Annotated in this window: 14 protein-coding genes and 2 pseudogenes; 9 read left to right on the forward strand and 7 right to left on the reverse strand. The window is 44.8% G+C overall.

Annotated elements, in window-relative coordinates:
• Position 1 precedes the first annotated feature (1 nt).
• The gene (locus FTT86_RS10650; protein WP_044112992.1) at positions 2 to 1,252 is read right to left on the reverse strand and encodes an MgtC/SapB family protein; all 1,251 of its coding nucleotides are present in this window, start codon (positions 1,250 to 1,252) and stop codon (positions 2 to 4) included.
• Positions 1,253 to 1,461: 209 nt separating this feature from the next.
• Between FTT86_RS10650 and FTT86_RS10655 the strand changes: the two genes are divergently transcribed.
• From FTT86_RS10655 to FTT86_RS10670, 4 genes are all read left to right on the forward strand, one after another.
• The gene (locus FTT86_RS10655) at positions 1,462 to 3,219 is read left to right on the forward strand and encodes a GspE/PulE family protein (protein ID WP_180181172.1); all 1,758 of its coding nucleotides are present in this window, start codon (positions 1,462 to 1,464) and stop codon (positions 3,217 to 3,219) included.
• A 93-nt stretch (positions 3,220 to 3,312) separates the two neighbouring features.
• Positions 3,313 to 3,678, forward strand: a complete 366-nt coding sequence (locus FTT86_RS10660) for a NirD/YgiW/YdeI family stress tolerance protein (protein ID WP_004645581.1) — start codon at positions 3,313 to 3,315, stop codon at positions 3,676 to 3,678.
• Between the two features lie 135 nt (positions 3,679 to 3,813).
• The gene (locus FTT86_RS10665; protein ID WP_180181173.1) at positions 3,814 to 4,479 is read left to right on the forward strand and encodes a response regulator transcription factor; all 666 of its coding nucleotides are present in this window, start codon (positions 3,814 to 3,816) and stop codon (positions 4,477 to 4,479) included.
• Positions 4,480 to 4,483: 4 nt separating this feature from the next.
• Positions 4,484 to 5,818, forward strand: a complete 1,335-nt coding sequence (locus FTT86_RS10670) for a HAMP domain-containing sensor histidine kinase (protein ID WP_180181174.1) — start codon at positions 4,484 to 4,486, stop codon at positions 5,816 to 5,818.
• Between the two features lie 73 nt (positions 5,819 to 5,891).
• On the opposite strand, the gene hemP is transcribed toward FTT86_RS10670, so the two are convergent.
• Complete coding sequence (hemP, locus tag FTT86_RS10675; protein WP_004645578.1) at positions 5,892 to 6,062, reverse strand: hemin uptake protein HemP; 171 nt, start codon at positions 6,060 to 6,062, stop codon at positions 5,892 to 5,894.
• A 138-nt stretch (positions 6,063 to 6,200) separates the two neighbouring features.
• On the opposite strand from hemP, the gene FTT86_RS10680 reads away from it, so the two are divergent.
• The gene (locus tag FTT86_RS10680; RefSeq protein WP_180181175.1) at positions 6,201 to 7,100 is read left to right on the forward strand and encodes an NUDIX domain-containing protein; all 900 of its coding nucleotides are present in this window, start codon (positions 6,201 to 6,203) and stop codon (positions 7,098 to 7,100) included.
• 58 nt (positions 7,101 to 7,158) lie between these two features.
• On the opposite strand, the gene FTT86_RS10685 is transcribed toward FTT86_RS10680, so the two are convergent.
• Together FTT86_RS10685 and mrcB are read right to left on the reverse strand one after the other, a co-directional pair.
• Entirely contained in the window at positions 7,159 to 7,704 is a 546-nt protein-coding gene (locus FTT86_RS10685) for a hypothetical protein (protein WP_005103606.1), read from the reverse strand.
• 14 nt (positions 7,705 to 7,718) lie between these two features.
• The gene (mrcB, locus tag FTT86_RS10690) at positions 7,719 to 10,109 is read right to left on the reverse strand and encodes a penicillin-binding protein 1B (RefSeq protein ID WP_180181176.1); all 2,391 of its coding nucleotides are present in this window, start codon (positions 10,107 to 10,109) and stop codon (positions 7,719 to 7,721) included.
• A 191-nt stretch (positions 10,110 to 10,300) separates the two neighbouring features.
• On the opposite strand from mrcB, the gene FTT86_RS10695 reads away from it, so the two are divergent.
• Both FTT86_RS10695 and FTT86_RS10700 read left to right on the forward strand, forming a co-directional pair.
• Complete coding sequence (locus FTT86_RS10695) at positions 10,301 to 11,239, forward strand: NAD(+) kinase (protein ID WP_004645573.1); 939 nt, start codon at positions 10,301 to 10,303, stop codon at positions 11,237 to 11,239.
• Between the two features lie 3 nt (positions 11,240 to 11,242).
• Positions 11,243 to 11,515 (forward strand): YeaC family protein, encoded by a 273-nt coding sequence (locus tag FTT86_RS10700; protein ID WP_180181177.1) that lies wholly within the window; start codon positions 11,243 to 11,245, stop codon positions 11,513 to 11,515.
• A gap of 82 nt (positions 11,516 to 11,597) precedes the next feature.
• On the opposite strand, the gene FTT86_RS10705 is transcribed toward FTT86_RS10700, so the two are convergent.
• The gene (locus tag FTT86_RS10705; RefSeq protein WP_180181178.1) at positions 11,598 to 12,599 is read right to left on the reverse strand and encodes a glycosyl transferase family protein; all 1,002 of its coding nucleotides are present in this window, start codon (positions 12,597 to 12,599) and stop codon (positions 11,598 to 11,600) included.
• Positions 12,600 to 13,008: 409 nt separating this feature from the next.
• Between FTT86_RS10705 and FTT86_RS10710 the strand changes: the two genes are divergently transcribed.
• Together FTT86_RS10710 and FTT86_RS10715 are read left to right on the forward strand one after the other, a co-directional pair.
• Entirely contained in the window at positions 13,009 to 14,352 is a 1,344-nt protein-coding gene (locus FTT86_RS10710; RefSeq protein WP_180181179.1) for a dicarboxylate/amino acid:cation symporter, read from the forward strand.
• 159 nt (positions 14,353 to 14,511) lie between these two features.
• Positions 14,512 to 15,654: an acyl-CoA dehydrogenase family protein gene (locus FTT86_RS10715; protein ID WP_005106494.1), complete on the forward strand. Its 1,143-nt coding sequence runs from the start codon at positions 14,512 to 14,514 to the stop codon at positions 15,652 to 15,654.
• An 83-nt stretch (positions 15,655 to 15,737) separates the two neighbouring features.
• Here the strand turns inward: FTT86_RS10715 and FTT86_RS16135 are convergent.
• Together FTT86_RS16135 and FTT86_RS10720 are read right to left on the reverse strand one after the other, a co-directional pair.
• Positions 15,738 to 15,908 (reverse strand): annotated as a pseudogene (locus FTT86_RS16135) (peptidase); the annotation flags it as partial.
• Between the two features lie 27 nt (positions 15,909 to 15,935).
• Positions 15,936 to 16,032 (reverse strand): annotated as a pseudogene (locus FTT86_RS10720) (IS1 family transposase); the annotation flags it as partial.

Genomic DNA, 16,032 nt, shown 5'->3' on the forward strand with positions numbered 1-16,032 from the left:
ATTATAGGTTCCACCACAAAACCCCAATCAACACCGCCATATGTAAAATCTGCACCGGTGCAAAATAAAGTACAAACTTCCAGCCACCGGTCAAAGCGGCATTGGCTGATTTGGCCAGGGCATGAGCACCCAGACCTAAAAGCAGGGCATAAATCAGACGCATATTGGAGGGATCACCTTGAACGACGACACTCGCCATCGCGGCATGAATCTCGAACAGAGAGGCGAGTAAGGTCCCGGCCAGTAAGCCGGCATCCCCGAGCCAGACCTCCAGTCCGTAAACTCCAGCCTGAATCAATGTTAATGTGACTGCAATAATCACAGCTTCTTTTAAGCTAAACATCTGGCTGTCTGATGATTCCATGCTCGGCGCAGGTTTTGCCTTGCGCAATAATAAAAACGCACAGGCTGCCAGAAGGATTACGGCAACTAAAGAGGGCAAAAGCAGGATTTTCAGCCAGCTCCATGATACCCCTCCAACCACAATCAATAGCAGTACGATGGTCGAGATACAGGACATCAGTGCGGCGCCGGCATTCGATCGTGCATCCATTTCACCTTTACGGACCTGTAAACCTAACTGAGCGATGGTCGCCGTACTGGAAACAAAACCGGAAGCAATGGAGGACAGCATCAGGGCATTTTTAGTCGAAAAAAAGCGTTTCGCAATATGCGCCAGAGCTTGTACCACTAAAATTAAGGTCAGTAATTTTAAAATAAGATAAGGGTTAAGCACTTCTCCCCAAAAAGGGCGATCAGGGGTCAGCGGCAAGCCAATCAAAATCAAGGCCAGTAATAATAGTCCATCCCTGAATTCGGCTTCTTTAATCCATTTCCCGGCAATATTGTGCATGGTATGTTTGGCCATCAAAATACCGGTTAAGAGCACAGAAAGACCGGCTGCCAGAGGAATATTCCACAAACACATGGCGCCAACAAAATAGGTCATCACAAATGCAAGCTCTGTGGTAATGCCCGGATCATCTGGTTGATTTTTTATGGATAAAATGACCATACCACCCACGATCAAAGCACCTATTACAGCAATCACGATTCCAAAAAGGAAACACAGTGCGCCCAATAAAGCACAGATCGCAAAGGAACGTAAGCCGGCAAAACTCGGCTGCTGCTCACGTTGCTTATGCCGTTCCCGCTCCAGACCAATTAGCAGGCCGCAGCCCAATGCCGAGGTGAGTATCGTGAGCAGTTCATGAAAAGAATGCGCATGCAGGGGAACCGCAGTCAGATCCATCTGTGACCTCAGCAAGCTAAGAGTTTATTATTTAAAAATATATGTGATGAGATCAGGTTTGCATAGATGAAAAATGTTGCGGTAACGATCAAATCCATTCTTTACTTTCTTTTTGAGATTGAAATAGAAACGTACATTCGATAGGTCGAGAGCATGCGAAAAACTGCAAAAACTTGTTATAGTGGAGGCAAGTTTGGGGACTGATAATAATGAAATTTGACTTTGAAATGGATACGGCATGGTGTCTAGACCAACTCTTTAAAGACGGTAAGATCAGTGAACGCGACCGGATGCTGGTACAAACCACTCATCGGCAACGTGAACAATTAAAATGGCACCCTTTACAGTGGATTGCCAATTTTAATCTGGTCGATCAGTCCCATCCTCAAACAACGCTGACCCTGAACCGTTTATGTCAGTGGCTGGCAGAAAAAACCGGATTGATGTTCTATATCATTGATCCGCTCAAAGCTGATGTACAGGCATTGACCCATGTCATGTCGCAGGAATATTCACTGCGCAACCGTATTCTGGCGGTAGAAATTCAGGCAGACAAAGTTCTGATTGCTACAGATCAGCCTTATAAAACTGAATGGATGTCGAATCTCGAGCAGAATATTGCACCAAAAAAAATACAACGGGTATTACTGAATCCAGAACAATTACAACGTTATATTACTGAATATTATCAGGTCAGTCGTGCAGTCAGTGGTTCACAAAAATCTTCCGCCTATGACCGGGAAAATAAGGGCGTCGAAGCCTTGCTACAGCTAGGTGACTCACAGAATCCGGATGCCAATGACCAGCATATTGTCAAACTGGTAGACTGGGTGTTGCAATTTGCCTTTGAGCAGGGCGCCAGTGATATTCACATGGAACCGCGTAAAGATACGGGTAAGATTCGTTTCCGGATTGATGGCGTACTGCATACGATTTACAACATGCCCGCCAATACATTGACCGCCGTCATTTCCCGGATCAAGATTCTGGGCCGGATGAACGTCGCGGAAAAACGTAAACCACAGGATGGCCGCCTGAAAACCCGTACACCAAAAGGACAGGAAACCGAATTGCGTTTGTCGACCTTGCCAACGGCATTCGGTGAAAAACTGGTGATGCGTATTTTCGATCCGGAAGTGCTGGTGAGAAGCTTCCAGCAACTCGGTTTTGAAGGTCATCTGCTCAATGACTGGAACAATCTGACCAGTCACAGTCACGGCATTATTCTGGTGACCGGTCCGACTGGTTCCGGTAAAACTACTACGCTTTATTCAACCTTGAAACAGCTGGCGACTGAACAGGTCAACGTCTGTACCATTGAAGACCCGATCGAGATGCTGGAACCTAGCTTTAACCAGATGCAGGTCAATAATGGTATCGATCTTGGTTTTGCTGACGGCGTGCGTGCATTGATGCGTCAGGACCCGGACATTATCATGGTCGGGGAAATTCGTGATCAGGATACTGCCAATATGGCGATTCAGGCAGCATTGACTGGTCATCTGGTTCTCTCAACTTTACATACCAATGATGCGCCGTCGAGTCTGACCCGTCTGCATGATCTGGGCGTACAGCCATTTTTGACAGCAGCAACCATCTTGGGTGTTCTGGCTCAACGTCTGGTGCGTAAACTCTGCCCACATTGCAAGCAGGAAAGCTTCCTGAATGAACAGGAATGGCAGCATCTGGCAGCCGATTATCCTTTGCCGCGACCGGAATTTGTCTTTAAGGCGGTGGGCTGCGAAGAATGCCGGCATACCGGCTATAAAGGCCGTATTGGGATTTATGAGTTTATGCCACTGAGTCTGACCACTAAACAGCTGATTGGTGCCGATGCTAATCTGAACCAGCTGCGTCAGCAGGCGAAAAAAGAAGGCGTAGAGCCGCTCAGAATTGCCGGGGCGCGCAAGATTCTGGAAGGTGTGACCACGCTTGAAGAAGTCCTGAGAGTGGTGCCCTTAAATTAATTTTGAAAATGAAGCAATCTTAAGATTCAATTCATCTTCGGTTGTTTTAATAGCATCATCGAAACAAGGCAAGACTTTAAAGAGGTAATTGCGATGAAAATGATGATAAATACGGTTTTGGCAGCTGCATTGATGGGTTCTATCGCGACAGCTACGATAGCAAGTAGTGACACGGCTGTGAATCAGGCCGCTTTTGCTAAATCGACTACAGTCAAACAGGCACTGGCCATGAAAGATGACAGCAAAGTTCAGCTTAAAGGTTATGTCGTGAAAGCAGTCGGTGATGAAAAATACCAGTTCCGCGACAGTACAGGCACCATTACGGTTGAGATTGATGACGAACTTTGGCAAGGCAAACCGATTTCAGCCAAAACACCGGTAATCATCACAGGTGAAATCGACATTGATTATAAACCGGCAAAACGTGTTGAAATTGAGGTTGATCAGGTTCGTTTCTAATATCGCCTGATTTGCTGAAATCAATTTGAACACAGCGACAAAAAACCACATGCAAGTTACCAAAAAGCATGTGGTTTTTTTGAGTCTGCTGCTTTTTCAAGGCAAGATAGAACAAGGAAGCAAACGGAGCAGAATATGCGTATTCTTTTGGCGGAAGATGATCAGTCTCAGGCAGACAGTATCCAGACTTGGCTGGAAATGGACGGTTATGTGATTGATCGGGTAGAGCGTGGTGATCATGCGATCCTAGCGATTGAGCAGCATAAATATGACTGTATTCTGCTGGATCGTGGCCTGCCGAATGCCACTGGAGATGACATTCTGAAAATTTTGCGCAGCCAACATCAAGATACGCCGGTGATTTTTATTACGGCCAAAGACAGTATTGATGACCGGGTTGAAGGTCTGGATTTAGGCGCGAATGATTATCTGGTCAAACCTTTTAGTCTGGAAGAACTTTCGGCCCGAGTTCGTGCCCAGCTCAGACAGAAGCAGCAAACACTCAATCATATCCTGTACTGGCAGGATCTCAGTCTGGACACTCAAGCCAAAACCCTGACTAAAGCGGGTCAAGCTATTAATCTGACTGCGAAAGAATTTCAGATTCTATACAAGTTGATGCAGCAGCCTGAACATATTGTCACCCGTGAACAGCTGGAAGAATCGCTGTATGCCTGGGGCGATGAAATTGAAAGTAATGCGATTGAAGTGTTTATCTATCAGCTGCGTAAAAAAATTGGCAGCCAGATGATTAAGACCATTCGTGGCTTGGGCTATCGCATGCATAAGGCTGAGGCATAAACCTATGTCAACTGCTATTTCCTTGCAAACCAAACTGATCAAACATGCGCTGTTCAGTTCGATATTGGCTGGAATATTGGCCTGGCTGCTGTTATTGGGGATTTCCAGTTATCAAGCCAGTCAGCTGCATGATGAATTAATGCAGCAGATTTCTGAGTTACTGCTTGGCGATGTGACCCAGGCCAAAGACGCCCAGGTCGATGAACTCAGTGAACAGTTCGATATCCAGTATGCCTTGTTGCTAGATCAGCAGATACTGACTACTTCGATTGATGATGAATTAATTAATACCATTCCAAAAGCACAGAACAACGGCTTTCAGTTTGCTTATGAAAATGGTCATTTTATCCGGATACTGACTGCGGAAGATGACGACCTTCAGGTCAAAATCGTACAGCCACTTTCAGTACGTTTCGATGAACTCTGGCAAACTACTTTGGGCTTTGCCGGGATCTTATTCACTTTATGGCTAGTGCAATGGCTGATTCTAAGGGTCTCGGTCAAACGCCAGTTACGGCCATTAAACAAGATTTCGCGTGCCATTGGTTCCAAGACTGCTCAGGATCTAAGTCCTATTAAAACACCTGACCCTGAAATCACTGAACTGCAACCGATCATTCGTCAGCTGAATGCCATGCTCGGCCGGCTAGAAAAGTCACTGGCTGCTGAACAGCGTTTTACTGCAGATGCTTCACATGAGCTGCGTTCGCCACTGTCTGCGATTCAAATGCGTCTACAGGTTTTAAAACGCAAATATCAAGATGATGCACAGCTCCCTCAGGCATTACAGTTGATCCAAAATGATGTCAACCGCGGCACGCAGGTACTGGAAAATTTACTTTTACTGGCACGACTCGATCCGGAGCGAACAGGGCAATTAGCAACGCAAACGATTAATCTTAAGAATCTGGTTCAGGAGGCTTTGCAGGCCTTGCAGCCTTTTGCAGAAGAAAAAGACATTCATTGGAATCTAAAACTTGAGGATGCTGTGATCGAAGCGAATCCAGAACTGATTTTTAGTTGTATTCGCAATCTGGTCGACAATGCGATCCGTTATACGCCGCAACAGGGACAGGTCGAGATCCGAACAGTTATTGAGCAGCATCAGATACAGTTACTGATTGAAAACTCAGGAGAAGGGATTGCTGATGAGGTACTGGAACGTTTAGGTGAACGTTTTTATCGGGCTTTGGGTACGCGAACTCAGGGTTCGGGTTTAGGCCTGTCCATTTGCCAGAAAATTATGGCACTGCATGCAGCTAAAATTGACTATGCGCCGTCGGACTTGGGTGGACTTAAAGTGTCATTGAGTTTTGAGCCTGATGGCAAAATCTCATGATTAGAAGATTAAAAAGCAGTATGCGCTGATTCATACTGCTGCTTCCCACGTTTGTTATTTTAGATTGTTTTAATTATTTGGTCAGAATAAGACGGTTGTTGCGGGTCAGGCGCAAGCGGTATTCTTCGCCGGCATGCATGATCCGGATTTCACGACCCAGTGCAAACAGATTGTTGGAGTGCAGCATTGGCAAGGCATGGTGAGTATCATTGTTACGGGTGAATAGGCTAAATGGGGCGTTCATTCCGTCGACTCCGTGGTGTGTTTTGGATTGATTTAAATGATAATCATTATCGAATAGATCTGTCAACGAAATATTGAGCAATTTATAAAAAACTCTAATTTGCTTACAATCTGTAAAACTTTACCGGTTCTGTACATCATGACTAAAGCTACAATTCATGTCGCAATTGCGCTTTTATTTTATCAAAATCAGGTTCTAGTCGGCTGGCGTGAGGCCAAGCAGCATCAGGGCAATAAATATGAATTTCCAGGCGGAAAAGTTGAACAGGGCGAATTACCAGTCGAAGCCTGCCGCCGCGAAGTGATTGAAGAGGTCGGGGTTGATATCGAACGCTGGCATGCTTCTGATTTTATTTCTCATGAATATGAAGATCTCATCGTCAATTTGTATATTTTTCATGCTTCAGTACAGCCTACTCAACTGGCTGAAATCAAACAGCCTTGGCGTTGGTATAGCCGGGAAGAACTTGGTCAGCTGAATTTCCCGAAAGCCAATCAGTCCATGATTCAAAAGCTGCAATGGCCGCAGCGCATCAAGATTGCTGAAGATCTGGATATCTTATCAAGTCTGGATACAGATCAAATGTTGTATTGGCGCGTGGAAGCAACGCCTGAACGGATCATGCAATTACAGCAATATCCGGTAGATCAACTCTCCAAGTTAATCATTAATCAGCAGCTTTGGTCACAACTGAATGAATTGCAGCAGCAGACGATTCATACGATTCATCTAAAACAGACTCAATTGATGGACTTGAAACAAGGTGAATTGAAATCTGGCTATCGTTATCTGGCAGCCTGTCATGACCTGAGTGCTTTAATGCATGCAGAACAGATCGGTTGTGAAGCAGCCTTGCTGAGTCCGGTACTGGCGACCGCAACACATCCGGACACGCCTGCGCTAGGCTGGGAGCAATTCAAGCAAATGGCAGAGCAGGTACAGATTCCGGTTTTTGCTTTGGGTGGGATGAAAGCTGAAGAGCTTGAGTATGCAAAAAGCCAGCACGCTTATGGCACTGCCGGCATTCGCTATATTTAAACACTTTATTTATAAAATAAACTTTCTATTAGTAAGTCAGTTTCTATGGAAAATTATCTTAAAGCTTTTTGAGTGCCTGTTGGGCTTGCTGAATCGCTTTGGCATTTTTCCGCAACTGAGCAGATTTAAGGCGCACTTGCCAAAGCTGCTTTTTCATGGCACTAGATTGTGCATAACTCAGGCCACGTAAGGCAAAAGCATCGGCGCTTGCTGGCTGATTTTTACGGTTAGCAATCATACCCAAGTATAAATAGGTTTCCGGTGCCTGAGGGGCCAGTCGCTGTGCCTGAGTTGCAGACGCTTCAGCTTGAGCGAACTGCTGCTTGGTATAGGCCTGCTGGGTTTGCTGCATCAGACTCTTGAAAGCCGGCAGATTACGGCCATCATCAAACTTTTGGCTTTTCGGCTTCTGTTCAGGAATGACAATTTTCTGACGTTTGATGTCAGGACGGTCATAAGGCGTAATCACTACGCTGTCTGGCGTTTTTGCCTTAGGTTTTTCCGTCGCAGGCTTGACTGGGGTAACTGGCTTTTCTGGCTCAGAGATACTTTGGCAGCCCACCAGACTGAGGATGAGCAAACCAGGGAGGATTTTTCTTAACATAAACATAGACTCAATTAATGGCTATAACTTCCACTGGCGATAATACGGGTTTCGCTCTCAAGATCGCGTTCTATTTCTGTTTCACTTTCTTGTATATAGCGACTCATATCATCCTGTTCAGCATCAGATGGCTCAGGTTCTGAATCAATATCATAAGGTTCCGTCGCATAATGCGAGATGCCGCAGGCAGTTGCCTGATTTGGCAGGGCATGACGCGAAATCGGGATATACATGGCGCCTTCACAGCCTTGTGCCGATAAATGACCGGTATAACGATCCAGCCAATGCCATTCGATTTCATTCGGCTGTGGCAAATTCACCGGTTTTTGGCGTAGTTGTTTCATGACATTGGTCCACACGGGCAGGGCACCTGAAGAACCGGTCAAGCCAGTGACTTTGTTGTCATCCAGACCTAGCCAAACCACGGTCATATAATTACCTGAGTATCCGGCAAACCATGAGTCACGGCTGTCATTCGTGGTACCGGATTTGCCGGCAAGATTCAGACTACGTGGTAAGCTGTTATAGGCTGCACGACCTGTACCATTCGACATGACCTGTTGTAAGCCATAATTCAGAGCATAAGCAGAAGCCGGATCAATGGTCGGTTGCACACTCAGGCTATAACGATCCAGAGAGCGGCCGTTGGCATCCACCACAGAGCGAATCGCTTTGGTTGGGTATTTAAAGCCGCCTGTAGCAAAGTTGCCGTAAATATTCATCACTTCCATCGGGGACATATCTACCGCACCTAAGTAAATCGACGGATAAGATGGAATATCTGAAGTTACACCAAATTTTTTCAGATGATTAATAAAGGTAGACAGGCCAAATTCTTGTGCTAAACGCACAGTGGACAGGTTATAAGATTGCGATAAGGCTTGTGACATTGGAATGACACCATGTCCACGACCACTATAGTTTTTCGGTGTCCAGGTTTTGCCGTCACTCTTGATGCTGATTTCACTGTCTTCAATTGGGCTTGCCCAGTGATAACGGTTCGATTCCAGGGCACTCAGGTAGATCACCGGTTTTAGCAGGGAACCGACTTGACGCTTGGCATCGACTGCACGGTTAAAGCCGGTAAAATCTTGAGTAGAACCTACTGCGGCCACCAGCTCACCATTTTCCGGATGCGATACCAATACCGCACCCTGTAAATCTTTCAGGCGACCCGGATTGGATTTGCTTAAACGCGCCACCGTCTCTTTAAAGCTGTCCTGAATTCTGGTTTGGGCCAGAGGATCTAAAGTAGTGAAAATTCGCAGACCCTGATTGGTCAGATCGGTTTCCTGATAATCTGTGCGTAATTGACGACGTACAATATCCAGAAAATCCGGGAAGCGGGCAGGGCCTAAAGTCGGTTTTGAAATGACATTTAATGGACGTGCAGTTTCTTTTTCATATTGTTCCTGAGTCAGATAGCCCATCACCAACATATTATTCAGGACAATATCACGACGTTTTTTTGCACTTTCAGGATTGCGCCATGGGTTATATAGACTCGGACCTTGAACCAGACCAACCAGAAATGCTTGCTGGGAAATATTCAGTTCACGCAGTGGCAGGCCAAAATAAAACTGCGATGCCAGACCATAACCATTAATAGAATAGTTACCATTCTGGCCCAGATTCACCTCATTTAAATAAGCTTCCAGAATTTCATTCTTGTCATAATGCAATTCAATCAGCATCGCCATAAAGGCTTCATTTACTTTACGTTTTAAGGTGCGCTCCGGGGTCAAATAGAAATTTTTAACCAATTGCTGGGTCAAGGTTGAGCCACCCTGACGTTTACCACCGGTAATATTGCTGACCACGGCACGTGCAATACCACGCGGTGAAACCCCATGATGTTCATAGAATTTACGGTCTTCAGTTGCGATCAGCGCTTCGATCAAGGGTTTAGGCACTTTATTTAGCTTGATCAGCACACGGTCTTCGTTATGCTGCGGATAGATCCCGCCAATTAATAAAGGTTCTAAACGCGCAATCCCGCTTGAAGATGGTTTGGTTGCGCTGACTTCTGCAATCTGTTCACCGCTGAAACTGACTTTTAATATTTGTTCCGGTTCAACTCGGTCACCAAAATCAAAGCCCCGTGTATGCACATACAGGGTATTACCCGTGGTGACAAAGCTGCCTGATTTGGTATAACTATCCGAATTTTTATAACCGAGTAATTTTAATTCTTGTTGGAAATCCTGCAGGCTGACTGGGGCATTCACGTACACTTCCATCGGACGTGCGAAGACCTTGGCCGGAATATCCCAGCGTTGACCTTCAAACTTGTCGCGTACAATATTGTCTAATCTAATCAGATAGATACTAAATGCTACAAAGATAGAAATGACGATAATGGAAAAAATTAAGGCAAGAAACCCCATGCCACGTTCAGATTTCATAAATACTTATAAGATCCTGTGAAATTGTGCTAATCATGCGAAGCTTTTCATTATTTTGCAATATTTAATCAAGAAATGCGCTTAAAATTAAAATGAAACCCCACAATTTCTCCTTAATTCGAATATATTTCAAATAATTTCCTACCTATGAAGCACTGTTATAAATTGTCATCCAGGTATAGCTTAATGTTATGATAAGCAGGATTCGTAGCGGAGCGACGACACTGGTGCAAATTTCCCATAAGACCTTTCGAAATATCGGGTTAATAGGACGTCCTGATAAATCGTCGGTGGTTGAAACCTTATGCCTTATTCACGATCATCTTCTCAATTTAGGCCTACACCCAGTTTTTGATGCAGCGACAGCTGAACTTGTTCCCTATCAAAATACCCAAACCGTCAGTCGTGCCTTATTGGGTGAGGTGGTGGATCTGGTGATTGTCGTGGGCGGTGACGGCTCGCTATTACATGCAGCACGCGCCTTGGTCAAGTACAATACCCCGGTGATCGGGGTTAACCGTGGTCGTCTGGGTTTTTTAACGGATATCAAGCCGACTGAAGTGATATTCAAGCTGGATCAGGTATTAAAGGGTGACTTTCAGACTGAGCGACGCTTTTTACTCGAAGTCGAAATTCGCTCCAAAGGTGAAGTGATTTACGATGCCATTGCTCTAAATGATGTGGTGCTACATTCAGGGAAATCGGTACATATGATCGATTTTGAACTGAATATTGATGGACAATATGTCTATCGTCAGCACAGCGATGGCCTGATAGTCTCTACGCCGACTGGTTCTACGGCTTATGCGCTTTCTGGTGGTGGCCCGATTGTACATCCAAGTATGGATGCGATTGCCTTGGTACCGATGCATCCGCATACCTTGTCTTCACGCCCGATTGTGGTCGGTGGACATAGTGAAATTAAATTACTGATTCGTGAAAATCGCGTACTGCCGATGGTTAGTGCGGATGGACAACACAGTGTGTCTTTGAATGTGGGTGATAGCGTCCATATTCGCAAGCATCCCTTTAAACTGAATCTTCTGCATCCACCGGGTTATGACTTTTATAATGCCTGTCGAACCAAACTGGGGTGGAATCAGGACTTTGATTATTTTAAGCAGGATTAAATCATGAATATTGAACAAATGCTTGCCGTACTCAATCCTGAGATTGTTGAACGCCTAAGAACAGCAGTCGAAATTGGAAAGTGGCCAAACGGTGTAGCCTTGACACCAGAACAGCGTCAGACCTGTATGCAGGCAGTCTATGCCTGGGAAATGAAAAACCTGCCTGAAAATGAGCGCAGCGGTTATATCGACCGCGGTATTAAAGAAGAAGGTGAGGAATGTGATGATGATCATCACAAGAATGAACCTGAATTCAAGCCGATTCGTTTTGTTTAAGGCTTAATTCCCAGCCAATAGCAATACAATTAAAAAAAGCATTGTTCATTCACTGAACAATGCTTTTTTCTTTTGTACAAGATTAAACCGTGTGGCGATTCGCCCATAAGGTTTTGGCTTTTTGCATCGCAGCTTCAAAGCTGTCACACACGCCCATGGTATATAGCGCAATACCCATGGTTTCTATCACTGCAATCTCGCCATAATCATGGCTTTGCTGACCGTCCCAGACAGCCTTAAATAGCGCCAGATCCAGTTCTTCTTCAATCGGACTGCGGTTGTCAGTGAGCTTTGGCAGTTCATGCTCATACAGTTCACCATCTTTAATGCCACAGATAAGCGTTTTGGCATCCGGATTACGCTCGAATTCGCCACCTTCACCTTTAATTACGGCACTATTTTTATAGCCTAAGCGGAAGGCTGCTTGCTGGTGCGAACCACGATACGCTGGATGGAAAATCGCTTGCAGAGTTGCTTTGGCATTAAATGGGTTAATTAAACGAACCAGCGTATGAATCGGGGAGCGCAGCCCCATAACATTACGCAACGCAATCAAGTCTGCCAGAATCGGAGAAATTACTTCTAGCGGGATATAGGCAAAATGCTGTTGTTGCAGTTGCTGTTCAACCTCGGCATCATTTTGACATATTGGATAGCCTAAGTAAGTTAGCACCTGCTCGGTGTAAACGCGGTTCATGGTATGACCTGAGGCACCATGCATCACAATATTAAAACCATGCTTGGCCAGCGTCAGCGCTGCCAGAATAAACCATGGATAATGTTTGCGCTTGCCCGCATAGGAAGACCAGTCCAGATCGACATCCAGTGTCTTGAAATTCAGCTGATCCCGTGTCGCCTGTACAAAACCCGCCAACTCATCTACCGACTCTTCCTTGACACGCAATAACATCAAGAATGCACCTAACTGCACATCCAGCACTTCATTTTTCAAAATCATACTGAAGGCTTGATAGGCTTCATCATAGCTGAGGGAGCGGGCGCCATTTTTCCCTTTACCCACAATGCGTACATATTGGGCAAAGGGATGTTCGAAATCTTTATAAATATTTCTTTTGGTATTCATAACTTTTTACAGCTTGCAGAAAATATTAATGTCAAGGGAGAGGGTGAAAATCCATAAACCTTTCAGTATACGTAAAACAATCAGTTAAATCTGATTATCGACTAATGTCTAATCTATTCTGATTAAAACATAAACAAGTGCATAATAAGTTATGCACATTTAGTCTGAATATTCGGTAAAATTTAGGCAATTTTTAGAGTCTGTTTAATTTTTCTTAATCTCTTTTTCCCATTTAATACTTTGGTCTGATACTTGAGTGTCAGATTCAATGCATGGCTGATTATCATTTTTGAACATTCTCTTGAGCCTTTTGAGACTTGATCCGGTTCATCCTGAGAAGGGATGAAGAGGTCAGTATATTTCTCAAAATGGTCTTTTTTATTTTTGATATCGTTCAAGTAGATTTATTATGGCGAAACAACCAATTTATAAGTCACTGTATTTTCAAGTGATTGTGGCCATTATCGCAGGTATTCTGGTCGGGCATTTTTCGCCTAGTGGTACGCAAATTATCAATGGCGTAGAACAGCATGTCCCTGGCTTGGGCGAACAGCTTAAACCGCTTGGTGATGCATTTATCCGTCTGATTAAAATGATTATCGCACCTGTGATTTTCTGTACCGTGGTCAGCGGTATTGCAGGTATGGAAAGCATGAAATCAGTCGGTAAAACTGGTGGTGTGGCTTTACTTTACTTCGAGATCGTATCCACGATTGCTTTGGTCATCGGTCTGGTCGTGATTAACATCGTCAAGCCTGGTGTGGGCATGAACGTTGATCCTGCTTCACTGGATACCACTGGCATCAGTAAATATGTCGCTTCAGGTGAGTCACAATCGACTATCGACTTCCTGATGAACATCATTCCAAATACGGTTGTGGGCGCATTTGCAGAAGGCGAAATCCTGCAAGTTCTATTGTTCGCGATCATCTTTGGTTTTGCACTGCATAAGCTAGGTGATCAAGGCAAGCCAGTCCTGAAACTCATCGACCAGATTTCACATGTGTTTTTCAACATCGTGAACATGGTGATGAAACTTGCTCCAATTGGTGCATTTGGTGCAATGGCGTTTACAATTGGTAAATATGGTATTGGTTCTCTTGCTCAGCTGGCACAGTTGATCATTTGTTTCTATGTTACCTGCGTACTGTTTATTTTCATCGTATTGGGCTCAATTGCGCGTTTCGCAGGGTTCAGCATCATGAAGATGATCCGCCTGATTCGCGAAGAACTTCTGATTGTACTAGGGACGTCATCTTCAGAATCAGTACTGCCACGTATGTTGAAGAAACTGGAACTTGCCGGTGCAAAGAAGTCGGTGGTAGGTCTGGTGATTCCAACTGGTTATTCATTTAACCTGGATGGTACGTCGATTTACTTGACGATGGCTGCAATCTTTATTGCGCAAGCAACCAATACGCAACTTGACTTGTCTCATCAAATTACCCTGCTTCTGGTACTTCTGATCTCATCTAAGGGTGCGGCAGGCGTGACTGGTTCAGGCTTTATTGTGATGGCGGCAACTTTGGCTGCTGTAGGGAATATTCCTGTTGCAGGTCTGGCATTGATTCTCGGTATCGATCGTTTCATGTCTGAAGCTCGTGCCTTGACCAATCTGGTCGGTAACTCTTTGGCGACTTTAGTGGTTGCGAAATGGGTGGGCCAGTTAGATATGGACAAGCTGAACTATGCTTTAGCAAATCCTGCAGAAATTGACGAAAAAATGGCACAAGAAGGCAATAACGCTCACTAATTTTGAGTCTGTCTTTCATGTCTAAAAGGGAAGCTTCGGCTTCCCTTTTTTATTGACTGTGAAGTTAGTAAAAAGATGAATGCCGGCACATGACAGGGAGCAGGAAAGTCGATAGTCTGTGAAAAGGAAACTAAAATGATAAACAACAAGGACAATAGAATGCTTGCCTACGATGCCGATCTAGAATTATTCCGCGATAATTTTAAACGCTTTATGAACGAACATGTCGCACCGTACTACGACCAGTGGGAACGTGAAGGTCTGATGCCGCGTTCAGTCTGGAATGCACTCGGTGAAAATGGCTTCTTGTGTGTCGATGTTCCAGAAGAATATGGTGGCTATGGGGTGCCGACCGATTATTCCTTGATGCTGATCGAAGAATCTGCACGTGCCGGATACAGTGCGATTGCCACAGGTCTGTCTTGTCATTCCGATATTGCAGCACCGTATATCCTGCATATCGGTACCGAAGAACAGAAAAAATACTGGTTACCAAAAATGGTCACCGGTGAAGTGGTCGGTGCGATCGGCATGACTGAACCGGGTGCTGGTTCAGATTTGCAAGCTATGCGCACCAGTGCCATCTTGCATGATGAACATTATCTGTTAAATGGCTCAAAAACCTTCATTTCCAATGGTCAGCATGCTGACTTAGTGGTGCTTGCCGTCAAAACTGATCCGCAAGCCCGTGCCAAAGGCGTTTCATTGTTGCTGGTCGATACCCATCTGGAAGGCTTTAAAAAAGGCACCAATTTGGACAAGATTGGTCTGCATGCTCAGGATACGTCTGAACTGTTCTTCGACAATGTCAAAGTGCCAAAGGAGCAATTACTGGGTCAGCCGGGACAGGGATTTGCTTACCTGATGCAGGAATTGCCGCGTGAGCGTACCGCCATTGCTGCCACCGCTCTAGGCGCCATTCGTGGATCTATTGATGTGACCACACAGTATGTGAAAGAGCGGCAGGCTTTTGGTCAGGCGATCGGTCAATTCCAGAATACCCGTTTTGTGCTTGCGCAAGCGAAAATTGATGAATTGGCGACCGCAGCATTTTATAACCAGAATCTTGAGCTTTATATGCAAGGGAAACTGGATGTAGAAACTGCAGCGGCATTGAAGAGCTTTTCTACCGATATGCAGATGAAAATCGCGGACAATCTCCTGCAATTATTTGGGGGTTATGGCTATATGACTGAATATCCAATTTCACGTTTCTTCGTTGATGCGCGGATCCAGCGGATTTATGGGGGTACCAATGAAATCATGAAGGAGATTGTGGCCCGCGGTCTGTTAGGGCGTTAATAGCTCAACCATAAAAAAGAGTCCCGAAGGACTCTTTTTTATAGGGGAGAACATGGCCAAGATGGGAAATATTTTTTAAGACTTTATGATTTTAAAACATCCAAACATTCATGAATAAAAATGGGTAAATCATTGGGTAGGCGCGATGAAATCAACTGATTATTGTCATTCACCAGTTCCGCATCATAATACGTTCCACCGGCACGTTGTACGCGACTGGCATGCGCGCGAATACTGGTAATAATTCGATTTTTGGTGGTGTTTTAAAAAGTATGCTGACATTAAATGAAGCCATTATTGATGTAAAAGAAGGTTAAGTCGAAGGCTTTAAAATGGTTTTCAAGCTTTTTGGAGAAATTACAACTTCTTCTAAAACCA

Origin of the sequence: Acinetobacter sp. YH01021 (genome assembly GCF_013420255.1) — a bacterium.
Taxonomy (GTDB): domain Bacteria; phylum Pseudomonadota; class Gammaproteobacteria; order Pseudomonadales; family Moraxellaceae; genus Acinetobacter.